We start from the raw sequence: 14,762 nt of genomic DNA on the forward strand, positions 1-14,762 counted from the left end.
TCCCTGAGGAGCGGGCTGCTGTCCGTGCGCCCGGGCGCCGGTCTCCTGCTGTCCGTACGCCGGATTTCCGGGCTGTCCGGCCGGCTGTCCGTACGCGGAGTTCACGGGCGGCCGGCCGTACTGCTGGTCGGGGCCCGGCCGCTCGGGCCGCGGCTGCGGCTGCGGCTGCGGCTGCGGCTGCGGCTGCGGAGGCTGTTCCGGCTGTCGCGGGGCGTACTGCCGGTCGGCGCCCGGCTGTCCGTACACGGGGCCCGCCGGCGGGGCCGGCGGCTGTCCGCCGTGCGGAGGGTTCCCGTGCGGGGCCGGCGGCTGTCCGTACGAGGGGGCGCCGAGCGGCCGCACATACTGCTGCCCGAACTGTTCGCCGTCCGCCGGCCGCTCCGGGAAGGAGTGCGCCTCGGCCCTGGGCGCCGGAATGCCGGGCTCCAAGGGCGGGCGCTTGGCGGGCCTGCCCAGCAGCCCCTGCCTCGGCGCATCGTCCTCGCCCACCATGAGCAGCGGGTCGAACATCACCACGACCGCGGCGACGAGCAGGAAGAGCGCGGGGCCCAGAAGCATAGGCGCCAGCAGCGAGGCGGGTGAGTCACCGCCGCCGCCGAGGGCCGCAGATCCGGGGGTGCCGTGCAGATGGACGCTGACCGAGGCCATGCCGGTGTAATGCATTCCGGTCACCGCGATGCCCATGACCAGACTGGCGCCGAGGCTGATCAGGAACCCGTGGATGGAGACCGCGGCCCACAGCGCGGCGGTCGCGGCGACGACGGCGATCACCACGGAGAGCACGACGATCGGGACGCTGTACTCGGCTTGGCCCTGGAAACGCATTCCGGCCATGCCGAGGTAGTGCATGGACGCGACACCGAGGCCCATGATGATGCCCGCGGTGGCCAGCGCCATCGGGGTGGCGCCCCGGTATCCGACGATGAAGACGCCGATGCCGACCATGACGATGGCGACGGCGAGGCTGGCGTAGGTGATCGGCCGGTCGTAGGTGATGGGCGTCTCGGCGATGCTGAACCCCATCATCGCGATGAAGTGCATGGTCCAGATGCCGGTACCGATGGAGAGCGCCCCCAGGGCGAGCCAGCCGGCCTTGAAGGACTTCTCATTGCGGACCGACCGCGTGGTGCAGCGGAGCCCGAGAGCGCCGCCGAGGCAGGCCATGACAAAAGCGACTAGCGGTGTGACGAAGCCATAACTGAAGCCATCGAGAGTTCCCTCCATGCCGTGCGTCCTTCACTCCTGTGATAGTGGTGCTCACCCGGCGGTGGTCCCATATCCGCAGGTGGAACGTGTGTTCAGGGGGCGAGAGTATGTCCCGAACGCCGCTATGCAAACTTTTATCCGGAGATTGGCCCGCACAGCAACCATCATGTGATCTGCGCCGAGTGTCCGTTCACATCACGTACACGACTGTGGTGACTCCGCTCCGCCCGCCCGGGCCGGCACCGCGCCGCGGCGCCCGGATCCGCACCGGCCGGCGGGGGCGCGCGGGGCTCCGGCGCAACTCCCGCGGGAGCGGGGGAAGTCGGTGCCGCGCGGCCACCGGCGGGGAGGCCGGGCGTGCCGGACCGGACTCCCCGCCGAAGCGGTGAGCCCATGGCCGCGGGGCCGGAATGCCGCTCGATGATCATGGACTGGCGGCGCGGGACGGCGACCGTGCGCGGACCGGCGACCGCGAACCGCCCGACTCGCACCTTTGGCCCGGATAATCCGTCTCGCGGGGTCGCCGGTTCGCGGGCTCCGGCGTTGTCAGTGCCCGGCCGTACCGTGGATTCCATGAACAGTTTCGAGTGGACCGTCTTCGAGTGGACCGTCATGGACTCGGACATAGGACCGCTCTTTCTCGCCGCGACCGGCCGGGGCCTGGTCCAGGTGGCGTTCCACGCCGACGACGCCGTACGGGACCAGGCGCTGCACCGGCTCTCCGGCCGGCTCGGAGCCGCCCCGGTGGCGGACGCGTCCGGGCTGCTCGCCGAGCCGGTGAGCCGGCTCGACGCGTACTTCAAGGGGGAGCTCAAGCGGTTCGCACTGCCGCTCGACTGGTCTCTGTCGGGCGGATTCAACCGTGTCGTACTGCGCGAGCTGTACGACTCCGTGCCGTACGGCACCGTCGTGGGATACGGAGACCTGGCGGCCAGGGCCGGGCAGCCCGGGGCCGCCCAGGCCGTGGGCGCGGCGATGGGCTCCAATCCGCTGCCGGTGGTGGTGCCCTGTCACCGGGTGGTGGAGACCGGCGGAGGGCTCGGCGGCTTCGGCGGCGGGCTGGAGACCAAGCGGCGCCTGCTGGCGCTGGAGGGGGTGCTGCCGGAACCGCTGTTCTGACCTCGGCCGCGCCCGACACCGCCGTCGGCCGGCCGGCGGGCGGCGGGCAGGCGGGCGGCGGGCTGACCAGGCAGAAGTCCGGGGGTGGCGGGGGACACAGGGGATCCGGCTGACACACTGCGCGAGTGAGCATGAGTCCTGACGTGCCTGACATATCCGATGCCGCCGTACCGGGGGCCGCCGCCACGGCCCGGGGAGCCGCCGGAGGGGACCGGTCCGCGTCGCCGCCGGCCATGGAACCTCCGGCTTCCCTGCGGCGGCGCACCACCGCGGTCCTGGCCGTCAGTCAGATCCTCGGCGGACTCGGGGTCGCGATCGGGATCGCGCTGGCCGCCGTCCTCGCGGAGCGGGTGAGCGGCAGGGAGTCGCTCTCCGGTCTGGGACCGACCGCGGTGGTGGCCGGTACGGCGGTGCTCTCGGTGCCGCTGGCGGCTCTGATGACCTCTCGCGGGCGCCGGCCGGGTCTGGTGGCGGCCTATCTGATCGGGTCGGCCGGTGCGGGTCTGGTGGTTCTGGGCGCCGTCATGGAGAGTTTCGCGCTGCTGCTCCTCGGGATGGCGGCGTTCGGAGCGGGGGCGTCGGCGAACCTCCAGGCGCGGTTCGCCGCCGCCGATCTGGCCCTGCCGGAGCGGCGGGGGCAGGCGATCTCGCTGGTCGTCTGGGCGACCACGCTCGGCGCGGTGCTGGGCCCGAACATCGCGGCGCCCGCCGGACGCAGTGTCGCGGGGCTCGGGATTCCCGCCGAGGCCGGTGCCTTCGTCTGGGCGGCCGGGGTCTTTCTGCTGGCCGCCCTGGTCGTCCAGGCACTGCTGCGGCCGGATCCGCTGATCACCGCCCGTGCGCTGAACCCGGCCGCGGAGACACCGCGCGGGCACTCGCTGCGAGCCGGGGTCCTGGCCGTGCGCGCCTCCCCGATGGCGCGGCTCGCGGTGGTCACCATCGCCGGGGCGCACACGTCGATGGTGGCGATCATGTCGATGACTCCGGTGGCGCTGAGCCATCACGGTGCGGACATCGAGCTGATCGGGTTGGTGATCAGCGGCCATATCGCGGGGATGTACGCCTTCTCACCGATCATGGGGTGGCTGGCGGACCGGATGGGCCGGATCACGGTGATCGGTCTCGCGGTGGGGCTGCTCGCGGTGGCGGCGCTGCTGGCCGGCACGGCGGGATCGAGCCATGCCCGGATCGGCGCGGGGCTCTTTCTGCTCGGGCTCGGCTGGTCGGCCGGTGTGGTGGCGGGCTCCGCGCTGCTCACCGATGCCGTGCCGCAGGCCGCTCGCGCCGCCGCGCAGGGATTCTCCGATCTGGCGATGAACGCCTCGGCGGGTATCGGCGGTGTGCTCGCCGGACTGATCGTGGCGCAGGCGGGGTACGGCTGGCTGAATCTCGCCGGTGCCTGTCTGCTGTTGCCGATGGCCGCGCTGGCGGTGCGCAGAGCCCTCGCCTGACGGGGTTTGGGCGGCTTGTCCGCGAGCCAATGATGGGACATGCCGCTCACCGACATCACGGACGTCACCGACGAGGTAGGGGAAGCGCTGGCCGCCCGGCGGCCGGTCGTGGCCCTGGAGTCGACCATCATCGCCCATGGCCTGCCGCGCCCCCGCAATCTCGCCGTCGCTGCCGAGCTGGAGGAGCTGGTGCGCGCCGGCGGCGCGGTGCCGGCCACCATCGCCGTACTCGACGGCCGGATCCGCATCGGCCTGGAGCGACCGCAGCTGGAACGGATCGCGCGCGAGGGCGGGGTGCGCAAACTGGGCCGCCGGGATCTCGCGCCCGCGCTGGCGGCGGGTGCGAGCGGGGCGACGACCGTGTCGGCGACCGCCTTTCTCGCGGCACGGGCCGGGATCCGGGTCTTCGCGACCGGCGGGCTCGGCGGGGTGCACCGCGAGTGGACCCGGGATCAGGACGAGTCCGCGGATCTGCGGGTCCTCGCGGAGACCGCGATCACCGTGGTGTGTGCGGGCGTCAAGTCCGTACTCGACGTCCCGGCGACCCTTCAGCGCCTGGAGACGCTGGGCGTCGGCGTCCTGGGCTATGGCACGGAGTGGTTTCCGGGGTTCTACCTCTCCTCTTCAGGCGAGCCGGTCGACTGGACGGTTCACTCCCCCGGGCAGGTGGCCGACGTGGTGCGGGCCCGGGAGGCACTCGGTCCCCCGGAGTCGGCGCTGATCGTGGCCAACCCCGTCCCCGAGCCGGAGCAACTCGATCCGGCGCTCCACGACCGGGTGCTCCGGGACGCACTCGGCGAATGCCGGGAACGGGGCATCACCGGCCAGGCCGTCACCCCCTTTCTGCTGGACTTCCTGACCCGGCGGACCGCCGGGGCGTCCCTGGAGGCGAACATCGCCGCGGTGCGCGGCAACGCACATCTCGCCGCCCGGATCGCGGCGGCACTGTGAACCGCCACCGGGTGAACCCGCCCACGCGAACCGGAACATCACCGGCCGGGGCGTCACAGGCCGGAACCCTCCGAACCGGAGGAACATCCCGAACCGGACCATCCCGAACCGGACCATCCCGGGCCGGAGGCGCATGCCGAACCGGAACGCGGTGAACCCGGACATGGTGAACGCGGAGATGGTGAACCGGAGCCCGGACAACGGCGGCGTGCCCGGCCGCACATCAGCGCGCCTCCCCGGGCCGCCCGCCGGCGGAGAGCCGGCCTCCCGGGGCGGCGGCTCCACGCTCCTCGTGGTCGGTGAGGTGGTGACCGATGTGGTCGCCCAGTACACCGCACCCCTCGCCACCGGTACCGACACCGTCGCACGGATCCGGTTCCTTCCCGGTGGCGCCGGGGCGAACGCCGCCTGCTGGGCGGCCCGCCGCGGGGGTGCGGAGGTGCGGCTGCTGGGACGGGTCGGCCGGGACGAGCGGGGACGGCACGAGGAGGAACTGCGCGCGCACGGGGTCCGCCCCTGCCTCACCGCCGACACCACCGCTCCGACGTCCACCGTCATCGTCCTGGTCGATCCGGCCGGCGAACGCACCTTTCTGACCGACGGCGAGGCGGTGCGGCGCATGTCGTCCGCCGACTGGTCGCCCGCACTGCTGAACGGTGTTGGTCACCTCCATGTGTCGGGATATCTCTTCTTCTGCGAGAGCAGCCTCGGGCTGGCCAGACTCGCTCTCCGGACGGCGCGCTCCCGGGGTATCCCGGTGAGCGTCGATCCGGCGTCGGCGGGCTTCATCGACACCCTGGGCGCGGACCGGCTGCTGGCGGAGTACGAGGGTGTGGATGTCCTGATCCCCAACCTCGCCGAGGCCCGCTCCCTCACCGGTCTGCCCGGGGCCGCCGAGGCGGCCGTGGCGCTGAGCCGCCGGGTGCCGCTGGTGGCGGTCACCCTGGGCCCGGAGGGCGCGCTGATCGCCGAGGCGGGCGCACTCGTCGCCCGGGTGCCGGCACCGGCCGCCCGGCCGGTCGACTCGACCGGTGCGGGCGATGCCTTCTGCGGGGCGTTTCTCGCGGCGCGGCTCGCGGGTGCCGGCGCCCGGGCCGCGGCGGTGGAGGGCTGCCGAGCCGGAGCGGAGGCGGTTTCACTGATCGGCGGCCGGCCGCCCCGGCCGGACACGGCCCGGCCCGCTCAGTGAACCCCGCCCCAGGCGGGGTGTCCCGGATCATCCGCGCGTACCAGCACATGGGCCGTCTCCTGGGGCATCACCTCCGTCTCGTATCGTTCGAACGCGGGCAGTGTCCACTGCCGGTGTTCCTCCGTCCGCCGCCGCAAGGCGGCACCCGACAACCGCAGATGCACGGTGAGGTCGAAGGGGAACCAGTGCCCGAGCAGAAACGGCCCGTGCACCAGCAGCACTCCGCCGTGCGGCAGGGCCACCCGGGGACTGCGGGTCGCCCGGTCGGCCAGGGGATCCCACAGGTCGGGCAGCACCAGCCCGCTGCCGCCCGCGTCCAGCGGCGCGAAGACCTCCCGCCAGAGGGCTCCGGTGTCGAACCAGCCGCTGTAATACGTGTCCGGGTCCTCCCGCCCGAACTCGTACCGCAGCGACGCGGGACGCAGGAACCCGCCGGTGCCGACAACGAGAACACTCCGGCCGCGCAGCCGCAGCGCCTCGCCGATCCGCTCGGCGAACTCCCCGCCCCTCGCGGCGGGAGCGCCGTCCACCGCGATGCGCACCCAGGGACTGCCGTCCTCGGCACCGATCCGCGCCGCCTTGTCGGCGACGGCCTCGGTCAGCCGCTCCCAGGTGATCGCTTCAAGCTTCATCAGTTCATCATCGCCGAGAGGGGGGTGTCGAGGAGTTGGCGACTACTCGCCGTCCGGGGTGGGAAGGCCCTGTACCGGGAACTATTCGCCCGGGTGCCCGGCGCAGGACGGGGCTTCCGCCTCGACGGAGAGCGGGCTCCCCTGGGGCAGCAGATAGGTCGCGTACAACACCACCGGCTCCGTGCCGAGGTTCCGCCCGATGTGCCGGTTCCGGGCGCCGGACGGTTCGATGAAGACCGATCCGGCATGCGCCACTTCCACCGAGCAGTCCTGGAGGACCCGGGTCAGTGTGCCGGATTTGACCACGACCAGCAGCTGACCGTCGTGGTGGTGCCAGCCGGTGGAGCCGCCGGGGGCGATGGTGATCGTACGGACGATCACATCGGTGACGCCCTTGGCCTTGAGTTGCAGCGTGCCGGCGGAGACACCGCGCGCCAGCACGCTGGCCGACACCCCACCGTCGGGCGGGGCGGCGGGCGGTGCTGCCGCGATCACCGTGAGACAACCGGCGAAAGCCGTTCCCGCACGCGCCCGAGAGTGTCCTCCCCTGCTCCCCGACCTGTCACTGAAACTCATGGATGCCCTCCAACTCGGCGCTATGTAAACGGTGTTCCGGTGGAAACACCGGCCCGCACGCCGTTGCGAGAAACGGCCCCACGCTATCGAATGAGGGATCGGGAGGGAATGGACGGGAAGTGAACATGCGGACGGCCCGGACGCGATTCCGGGCCCGTAAATGCGAGCGGCCGGGGGCGTAACCGGCCCGGTGCCCATGGTCACGCCGCACCGTTGCCGCACACGGCACACGGGCGGACCGCACCGCCGGCTCCCGCCGCCGCAGAGACCCCCCGCGGCCCGGACCACCGCCCACGGAGGAGTGCGGGCCGGACGGAAACCGGCATTTCACGGCCCTGGAACCGTCCCCGCAGGTGCGCGGACCGGCAGTCCGGCGACGGCGGTCCGGTGACCGCCGGCCGGGACCGGGGCGCCCGGGACCCGGTGGCCGGACCGGCGGCAAATGCCGAATCGGAACGGCAGTCCGAGTCCGTCCCGCCGAAGCGGAATTGGGCCGCCCCGGCCCGGAGCGGGTTTCACGAGAGGATTCCGGACCTCCACCGGAACGCCACGATCACGGGAAGCCCGGTTTCGGGCTCGCGCTCCTCGCGGACCCGGCCGCGAATCTCGTACAGGGCGCCAATGAACTCCAACCGAACAGATAACCGAAAACCATGCATCATCCATCGACAGGCCGGCCGGCGTCATCCGTGCCCGCCGGCCCGGCCTCCCGGAGCCGGCGGATCACCGCAACCACGCCTCTCCGGAGGGGAATTCACCGGACGGGGATCCGGCCGGCGCACGGCGAGCCTCCCGCCCGGCCGATCCGGGCGGGATGCCTCCGATCCGACACGGCGGCGCCGTGGTGAGCCATGGGCTTGACGCACTTCTCCACTGCGATGATCTGATTGGCCTGCATCACACGATCAAGCCACCAACGCCGTTCACCGGGGCTCCCGGGCGGCCGGCGGGAACCCCGCCGGCCCTCGGACCTCGTCGTTTTCCCACCGTTCCGGCCCCTTCAACGTCCCCGGGGAGTAAGCACCATGGAGATAGCCGTCATCGCGGTCATCGGCACCCTGCTCGGCTCGGTGGTCACCCATATGTTCCAGCGCCGGACCACCGAGCGCACCGCGGCACTCACCCGTGCCGAGCAGCTGCGCCAGGAACGCATCTCCGCGTACAGCGCCTTCGCCGGGGCCGTCGTGGACTACCGGCGCGGCCAGAACGACCGCTGGTACCGGGCCAGACAAGTGCCGGGAAGCGCCGCGGCCGAGGAGGCTCGGCTCGACTCCTACCGGCTGAGGTCCAGCGCCCACCAGGCCCTCATCCGGGTGCAGCTGGTCTGTGACGACAGCCAGGCGCTGGAGCTCGCCGCGGCCGCGTTCGAGGTGACCAACTGCATGCATGAGGCACCGGACGAGGAGGACCGGGCGCACCGCTCGGAGCAGGCCCGGGAGACGCTGTCGGAGTTCATCGGGGCGGCGGCTCCGAGCGTCCGCTGAGTCAGTACCGGACCGGCAGGGTGATCAGCCCGCGAGCTCTGATGGAGGGCCGCCATTTCGGCTCGTCCGCCTCGGTGTCCAGCTCCAGCCGGGGGAAGCGCTCCAGCAGGGCGGTGAGCGCGACCTCGGTCTCCAGCCGGGCCAGCGGGGCGCCGAGGCAGTAGTGGATGCCATGGCCGAGCGCGAGATGACCCGTGGTGTCCCGGCTCAGATCGAGCCGGTCGGGGTCGGGGAACCGGGCCGGGTCCCGGTTCGCCGCGGACAGGCAGAGGATGACCGTCTCGCCCGCCGGGATGGTGACCCCCGCGATCGTCACGTCCTCCAGCGGAAAGCGCCGCAGGGCCAGGGCCAGGGGGCTCTCGTGGCGGACGAATTCCTCGACCGCCGCGGGCATTCCGGAGAGGTCGGCCCGCAGCGCGGCCATCTGGTCGGGATGGTTGAAGAGGGCGAGCACCGATGTCCCCATGAGCTGGACGGTGTTCTCGTATCCGGCGAAGAGAATGAGGAAGACCAGGGACATCAGCTCATCCGAGCCGAGCCGGTCGTCAATGCCTTCCGGCCCGGTCCGCTCCCGTACGGCGACAAGCGCGGAGACCAGATCCTCACCGGGATGGGAGCGCTTGTGGGCGAGCAGCCAGGTGAAGAACTCGATCATGCTCCGGACCGCCTCACCCGCCCGTTCCGGGTGGGCCGGGTCGGGTACGAAGAGATCGTCCGTCCAGGTGCGGAAGTCGTGCCGGGAGTCCACGGGCACACCGAGCAGTTCGCAGATGACCACGATGGGAAGCGGTCCGGCGTAGGAGGCGATCAGGTCGGTGCGGCCGGGTGATGTCATGGTGTCGAGGAGTTCGTCGGCGATGCGCCGGATCGGCTTCCGCAGCTCCTCGATACGGCGCGGAGTGAACGCCCGGGTCACCAGCCGCCGGATCCGGGTGTGGTCCGGCGGGTCCATGTTGAGCAGATTCGCGTCCAGGGCGGGCGGCAGCCTGAATCCCCGGTAGCCGCCGGGCAGGCCGTTCCGCTTGTCCAGGGAGAGGCGGGGGTCGGCAAGGGCCTCGCGAATGTCGTCGTAGCGGGTGACATACCAGACAGGAAGCCCTTCCGGTCCGGTCATCCGCTGCACGGGGGCGCTCTCGCGGAGCCGTGCGTACACCGGATAGGGGTCCGCCAGCAGTTCCCGTGTCGGGTCCTCGATGGTCATGCGCCAACCTTAGGCAGCGCCCCCTTGTCCCCCGGCCGACTTCGGCTGAACAGCGGCCGGAAACCGGTGGATTCCCGTCATGGTCCGGTCCGGAGTCAGTTGTTCCGGCCGCCGAAGTGAATGCTCCCGGTGGTGCCGGTCTGAATGACCGTGCCGTGCTGGGTCCCGCCGGTGATGTTGTTGGTGTGGACGGTGAGCGCCGGGGCGGCGTCCTCGCCGGGTGCCACCTCGGCGAGGAGCGCCCGCAGTTCGGCCGCGGCCCGGGGATCGGCCGCCAGCGCGCGGCGCATCCGGGCCCGCCACTCGGCCAGTACATCGGCGGCCGCCGCTTCGTCCCGCGCCCGGTGCGCCTCGACCAGCTCCGCGCGGGCGCTCTCCAGCTCCGCCGCCACCCCGTCGGGGTCGGCCGCGCCGCGTGCGAAGAACCGCACCACGCCGGCCCTGGCCGATTGCCAGCCCTCCGTGACCATCTGCTGGACCAGCGCGGTCGCCCCCGCCGCCGCCAATGCCACCAACTCGGCTTCCACCAGGCCCCCTTCGGCCGATGCGATGCTCCGGCCTCCGAGCGTATCGGTCAACCGCCGAGCAGGGCGGTGAGTGCGCCGGCCGGATCCGTGTCCGGGGTGCCGCGCGGCCACCAGTCCTCCCTTCCGGTATCGGATTCATAGCCGTACCAGAGGCCGTCACGGCCGAATCTCAGCTGGAGCGAGGTGGTCGAGAGATGGTTGCGCCAGGGGCGGAAGAGAGGGAGACCCGCCGCGAGGAGGGTGGGCCGGGCCCGGTCGAAGGGACCCGCCGGCGGGTCCCAGGGCTCTTCCAGCACCTCCAGCGCGGCCCGGCCGCCCTGCCGCCAGGCGGCGACCGCGCGGGCCAGGTCCGTCGGGGTGCGACCGGTGGCGGCGGCCAGATCCCGGTAGAGCGCGCGGGTGGAGGCGGTCAGCCCGGAGCCGGGGTGCGCGGCGGCGAGGCGGACCGCGTCCTGCCAGACGGAGAGATCGGCGGTGGGGTCAACTCCGGTGGTGAGCAGTGTGTGAGCGCGCGCCGCCGCCTCCGAGGCCAGCAGATCGAGTGCGAGCGGATCGGGTGCGCCCGGCGCCTGGGGGTACGCCGGTGGCCTGCCCGGGTGCTCGGGCGCGGGAAACGGTGGCGGCAGGGCGGGCAGGCTGCGCGGGGCGAGCGCCTCATCGGCGGGGACGGTCGGCAGGGGCGCGGTCGCGGCGGCCTGCTCGGCCGCGGCGCGGGTGGCGTTCCGGTGGGCGAGGGCGGCGAGGATGTCGCGCTCCCCCATGCCCCGGAGAAGGAAGACGACGAAGGGGTCCTCGTCCAGCAGAAGCGCGGTCTGGTAGCAGAGAGCGGCGGCATGCTTGCAGGGGTAGCCGTCGTCCGGGCAGGAGCAGTCGGGGATCAGATCACCCGCGGCGGGCAGCAGATCGACCGTGGCGGCGAGACTTCTGGGCACATCCTTGTCGAGCAGGGCGGCGATGTGGTCGGGGCGGGCCGCCGCCGCGGTGAGCAGGGCCTCCCAGTCCTCGTTGGTGAGGGTGCGGACCCGGATCTCCGTACGGTAGGGGCGCGCTCGGGTGCCGTGCACATAGGCGGTCACCCGGCCCGGGGAGACGGTGATCGCGTCGACGGACCCGCGCCCCGCGTAGGCACGCCCCCGGGCGAGGCGGGCCGGGTCCAGAGCCGTCTCCTCCAGGGCCTCCATCCAGGCGTTGCCCCACCAGGTGACCGGGGACACCTCCCCCGGTCGGGCCTGCCTGGCGGGAAAGGTGCGCCGGTGGTCGTCATGGCGGGGCGGACGGCGGTCGGTGCGGCGGCGGCCGGAGCGGCGGCCGCGATCCGGCGCCTGCCCGGTGCCCTCGGGCGGCGGAGTCATGCGGGCCTCCTCAGGGAGACGAGATCGGCCAGCTCACGATCGGTCAGTTCGGTCAGGGCCGTCTCGCCCGACCCCAGGACGGCGTCCGCCAGGGCGCGCTTGGCGGCGAGCATCTCGGCGATCCGGTCCTCGACCGTGCCCTCGGCGATCAGCCGGTGCACCTGCACGGGCTGTGTCTGGCCGATGCGGTACGCCCGGTCCGTCGCCTGCTCCTCGACCGCCGGGTTCCACCAGCGGTCGTAGTGGATGACATGGCCCGCGCGGGTCAGATTCAGTCCGGTGCCCGCCGCTTTGAGGGAGAGGATGAAGACGGGTGTCTCGCCCGACTGGAACCGGTCGACCATGCGCTCGCGCTCCGCGACCGGGGTGCCCCCGTGGAGAAGCTGGGAGGGAATGGCCCGGGAGGTGAGGTGGGCGGAGATCAGCCGGGCCATGGCGACGTACTGGGTGAAGATCAGGACCGCGCCGTCCTCGGCCAGGATGGTGTCCAGCAGCTCATCGAGCAGCGCGAGCTTGCCGGAACGTCCCGCGAGGCGCGGTCCGGCGGCCGGCCGGCCGCCGGAACCGGGGTCCGCCGCCGCGATCGGGGCGCGGGCACCGCTGCCCGGGCGGCCGTTCTCCTTGAGGAACTGAGCCGGGTGGTTGCAGATCTGCTTGAGGTCGGTGAGCAGCTTCATCACCAGACCCCGGCGGGCGATTCCCTCGGAACTCCCGATCAGGGCCATCGCCTCGCGCACCACCGCCTCGTACAGGGATGCCTGTTCCCGGGTGAGCGCGACCGGGTGATCGGACTCGGTCTTCGGCGGGAGTTCGGGCACGATGCCGGGGTCGGACTTTCTCCGCCGGAGCAGGAAGGGGCGGACGAGCCGGGCGAGCCGCTCGACCGCGTCGGTGTCCTCGCCCAGCTCGGCGGGCCGGGCGTGGCGTGCCCGGAAGGACTTCAGCGGGCCGAGCAGTCCGGGTGTCGTCCAGTCCAGCAGAGACCACAGCTCGGAGAGATTGTTCTCGACGGGGGTGCCCGTCAGTGCCACCCGGGCGGGTGCGGGAATGGTGCGCAGCGCCTTGGCGGTCGCCGAGAACGGGTTCTTGACGTGCTGTGCCTCGTCGGCGACGACCATCCCCCAGCGCTCCCCGGCGAGCCGCTCCGCACTGGAGCGCATCGTGCCGTAGGTGGTGAGGACGAATCCGCCCTCGCCGGCCGGGGGCAGGGTGCGCTCCGCGCCGTGGAAACGGCGCACCGGTACGGAGGGGGCGAAGCGGTTGATCTCCCGCTGCCAGTTGCCCAGCAGCGAGGCGGGACAGACGACCAGGGTGGGGACCGGGGAGGCGCGGCGCAGATGAAGGGCGATCAGGGTGACCGTCTTGCCGAGGCCCATGTCGTCGGCGAGACAGCCGCCGAGCCCGAGCGAGGTCATCAGATCGAGCCAGCCGAGCCCGCGCAGCTGGTAGTCGCGCAGCGTGGTGGTGAGTCCTTCCGGAGCGGCGACCGGAGCCGTACCGGACATGAGCCGGTCGCGCAGCACCGCCAGGGTGCCGGTGGGCACCGCCTCCACCGTCTCGCCGTCCACCTCGGCGGAACCCGTCAGGGCCACGGCGAGCGCGTCGACGGGCTGCAACAGCCCCAGCTCCCGCTTGCGCGCCTTGCGGACGAGATCGGGGTCGACCACCACCCACTGGTCCCGCAGCCGCACCATCGGACGGTGCGACTCGGCGAGCGTGTCCATTTCGTGCTCGGTCAGCGGATCCCCGTCGAGCGCCAGCTGCCAGTTGAACTTCAGCAGCTCCGTGCTGTCGAAGAACGGGGTGCCGTCGGTCGCGGACCCCGGTGCGGCCCGCACCACCGCCGCGGCGGAGAGTGAGCGCGCCAGCTCCCTGGGCCAGTGGACGGTGACCCCGGCGGCGGCGAGCCGGGCGGCGCCGGGCCCGAGGAGCTCGTACAGCTCCTCCTCGGTGAGGGGCAGCACATCCGGTACGTCGCGCTCCAGGAGGCCGGTGAGCGGTGCCCAGACCCTGGCCGCGCGGCGCAGGGCCAGCAGGGCGTCGATGCGGGCACGGGGGCCGAAGCGTGTGCCGCCGTCTCCGGCCCAGAGCCGGGCGGAGTCGATGACGAGGGTGGGGTCGGCGAGGCTGTGCACCTGCACGACGGCCGTGGCGGCATTGCGCACGGGCTGCCCGGTGCCGGGCTCGGTGCCGGGAACGCCATCGGTGCCGGCACCGGCGTCGAAGAGCTCGAAAGCGGAGAGATCGAGCCGCAGGGAGACCCGCACTCCGGCGTCCATCCCGGCCGCCGCCTCCGCTGCCCACTCGTGTGCTCCGGGCAGCCGCTGGGGCTCGGCGGCGGCGAAGGGCGGGCCCGCCGCATGCGCCGCGGCCGGAGTCCGGGGCAGGGTGTCCGCGACGGCGTCGAAGAAGGCCCGGATCAGGGCCTCCGGCTCGGACAGCCTGACCGGGCGGGATCCCGGTACGGGGATGGCGTACGCCTCGTGGGGCATCGCGGCGGCGATCGATCTCAGCTGCGCGATGTCGTCCGCGTCCAGCGGGCCGGCCCGCCACGCGTCGTGATCGGATCCGGTCAGACCGGGCAGCAGTCTGCCGCGAGCGACGAGGTGCAGGGCATGCAGGGCGGCGGCGCCCCAGCAGGCCGCGGCCGGATGGGCGCCGGGATACCGCCGGGCCCGGACCAGCAGGGGCAGAGCCTCAACAACGGAGAGCAGTACGGCCGGCACCGTACCGTGCCCGCTGCCGGCACCGGGGTCCGCGGCCTCGGCTGCGGGGGCCGCGAGCCCGTCACGGACGACGGTGATCTCCCCCGCGGCTCCGGGCGGCGGCGGACCGTCCGGATTCCAGAAGGCGATCCGGCCCTCGCGCGGGAGCTCGGCCGGGAGGAAGACAGCGGCACACGCCGACAGTGATTCCTGTGCGCGGGACGTCATGTGTCACTCCCCCCTCTCTTTTCGAAGGCATCCGGACTGCTCGACACCGACCATACGGGCGGGGTCTGACAATGCCCTTCTCCGACCGCGTTGTGGCTGCTCAGGGCCTTGGTCACACAGTGATCGCGGGCCGGGCGACCG

Annotated in this window: 11 protein-coding genes and 1 pseudogene; 5 read left to right on the forward strand and 7 right to left on the reverse strand. The window is 72.7% G+C overall.

Annotation, left to right across the window (positions count from 1 at the left end; translation table 11 throughout):
* Positions 1–474 precede the first annotated feature (474 nt).
* Positions 475–1,224: pseudogene (locus tag AAFN69_RS25160) on the reverse strand (MHYT domain-containing protein); the annotation flags it as partial.
* 555 nt (positions 1,225–1,779) lie between these two features.
* On the opposite strand from AAFN69_RS25160, the gene AAFN69_RS25165 reads away from it, so the two are divergent.
* The 4 genes from AAFN69_RS25165 to AAFN69_RS25180 all read left to right on the forward strand — a co-directional run bounded on the left by AAFN69_RS25165 (position 1,780) and on the right by AAFN69_RS25180 (position 5,916).
* A complete protein-coding gene (locus AAFN69_RS25165) occupies positions 1,780–2,325 on the forward strand; it encodes a methylated-DNA--[protein]-cysteine S-methyltransferase (RefSeq protein ID WP_347731010.1) in 546 nt (181 codons plus the stop codon).
* A gap of 233 nt (positions 2,326–2,558) precedes the next feature.
* A complete protein-coding gene (locus AAFN69_RS25170; RefSeq protein WP_347731081.1) occupies positions 2,559–3,776 on the forward strand; it encodes an MFS transporter in 1,218 nt (405 codons plus the stop codon).
* A 39-nt stretch (positions 3,777–3,815) separates the two neighbouring features.
* The gene (locus AAFN69_RS25175) at positions 3,816–4,727 is read left to right on the forward strand and encodes a pseudouridine-5'-phosphate glycosidase (RefSeq protein WP_347731011.1); all 912 of its coding nucleotides are present in this window, start codon (positions 3,816–3,818) and stop codon (positions 4,725–4,727) included.
* 133 nt (positions 4,728–4,860) lie between these two features.
* Positions 4,861–5,916, forward strand: a complete 1,056-nt coding sequence (locus tag AAFN69_RS25180) for a carbohydrate kinase family protein (RefSeq protein WP_347731012.1) — start codon at positions 4,861–4,863, stop codon at positions 5,914–5,916.
* Here the strand turns inward: AAFN69_RS25180 and AAFN69_RS25185 are convergent.
* Complete coding sequence (locus AAFN69_RS25185) at positions 5,910–6,548, reverse strand: uridine kinase (RefSeq protein ID WP_347731013.1); 639 nt, start codon at positions 6,546–6,548, stop codon at positions 5,910–5,912. The genes AAFN69_RS25180 and AAFN69_RS25185 overlap by 7 nt on opposite strands.
* Before the next feature lie 81 nt (positions 6,549–6,629).
* On the reverse strand, positions 6,630–7,043 hold the full coding sequence (locus tag AAFN69_RS25190; RefSeq protein ID WP_347731014.1) for a cupin domain-containing protein: 414 nt from the start codon (positions 7,041–7,043) through the stop codon (positions 6,630–6,632).
* Between the two features lie 1,106 nt (positions 7,044–8,149).
* Here AAFN69_RS25190 and AAFN69_RS25195 point away from each other — a divergent pair.
* Positions 8,150–8,608 carry a hypothetical protein gene (locus AAFN69_RS25195; RefSeq protein ID WP_347731015.1) on the forward strand — a complete coding sequence of 153 codons (459 nt, stop codon included), beginning with the start codon at positions 8,150–8,152 and terminating at the stop codon, positions 8,606–8,608.
* 1 nt (position 8,609) lies between these two features.
* On the opposite strand, the gene AAFN69_RS25200 is transcribed toward AAFN69_RS25195, so the two are convergent.
* From AAFN69_RS25200 to AAFN69_RS25215, 4 genes are all read right to left on the reverse strand, one after another.
* Entirely contained in the window at positions 8,610–9,809 is a 1,200-nt protein-coding gene (locus AAFN69_RS25200; RefSeq protein ID WP_347731016.1) for a cytochrome P450, read from the reverse strand.
* A 95-nt stretch (positions 9,810–9,904) separates the two neighbouring features.
* Positions 9,905–10,336: a hypothetical protein gene (locus AAFN69_RS25205; protein ID WP_347731017.1), complete on the reverse strand. Its 432-nt coding sequence runs from the start codon at positions 10,334–10,336 to the stop codon at positions 9,905–9,907.
* A gap of 47 nt (positions 10,337–10,383) precedes the next feature.
* On the reverse strand, positions 10,384–11,688 hold the full coding sequence (locus AAFN69_RS25210; RefSeq protein ID WP_347731018.1) for an SWIM zinc finger family protein: 1,305 nt from the start codon (positions 11,686–11,688) through the stop codon (positions 10,384–10,386).
* Positions 11,685–14,621: a DEAD/DEAH box helicase gene (locus AAFN69_RS25215; RefSeq protein ID WP_347731019.1), complete on the reverse strand. Its 2,937-nt coding sequence runs from the start codon at positions 14,619–14,621 to the stop codon at positions 11,685–11,687. The genes AAFN69_RS25210 and AAFN69_RS25215 overlap by 4 nt, the downstream gene beginning before the upstream one ends.
* Between the last annotated feature and the right edge of the window lie 141 nt (positions 14,622–14,762).

The organism is Streptomyces sp. CAU 1734 (genome assembly GCF_039888735.1).
Classification (GTDB): domain Bacteria; phylum Actinomycetota; class Actinomycetes; order Streptomycetales; family Streptomycetaceae; genus Streptomyces.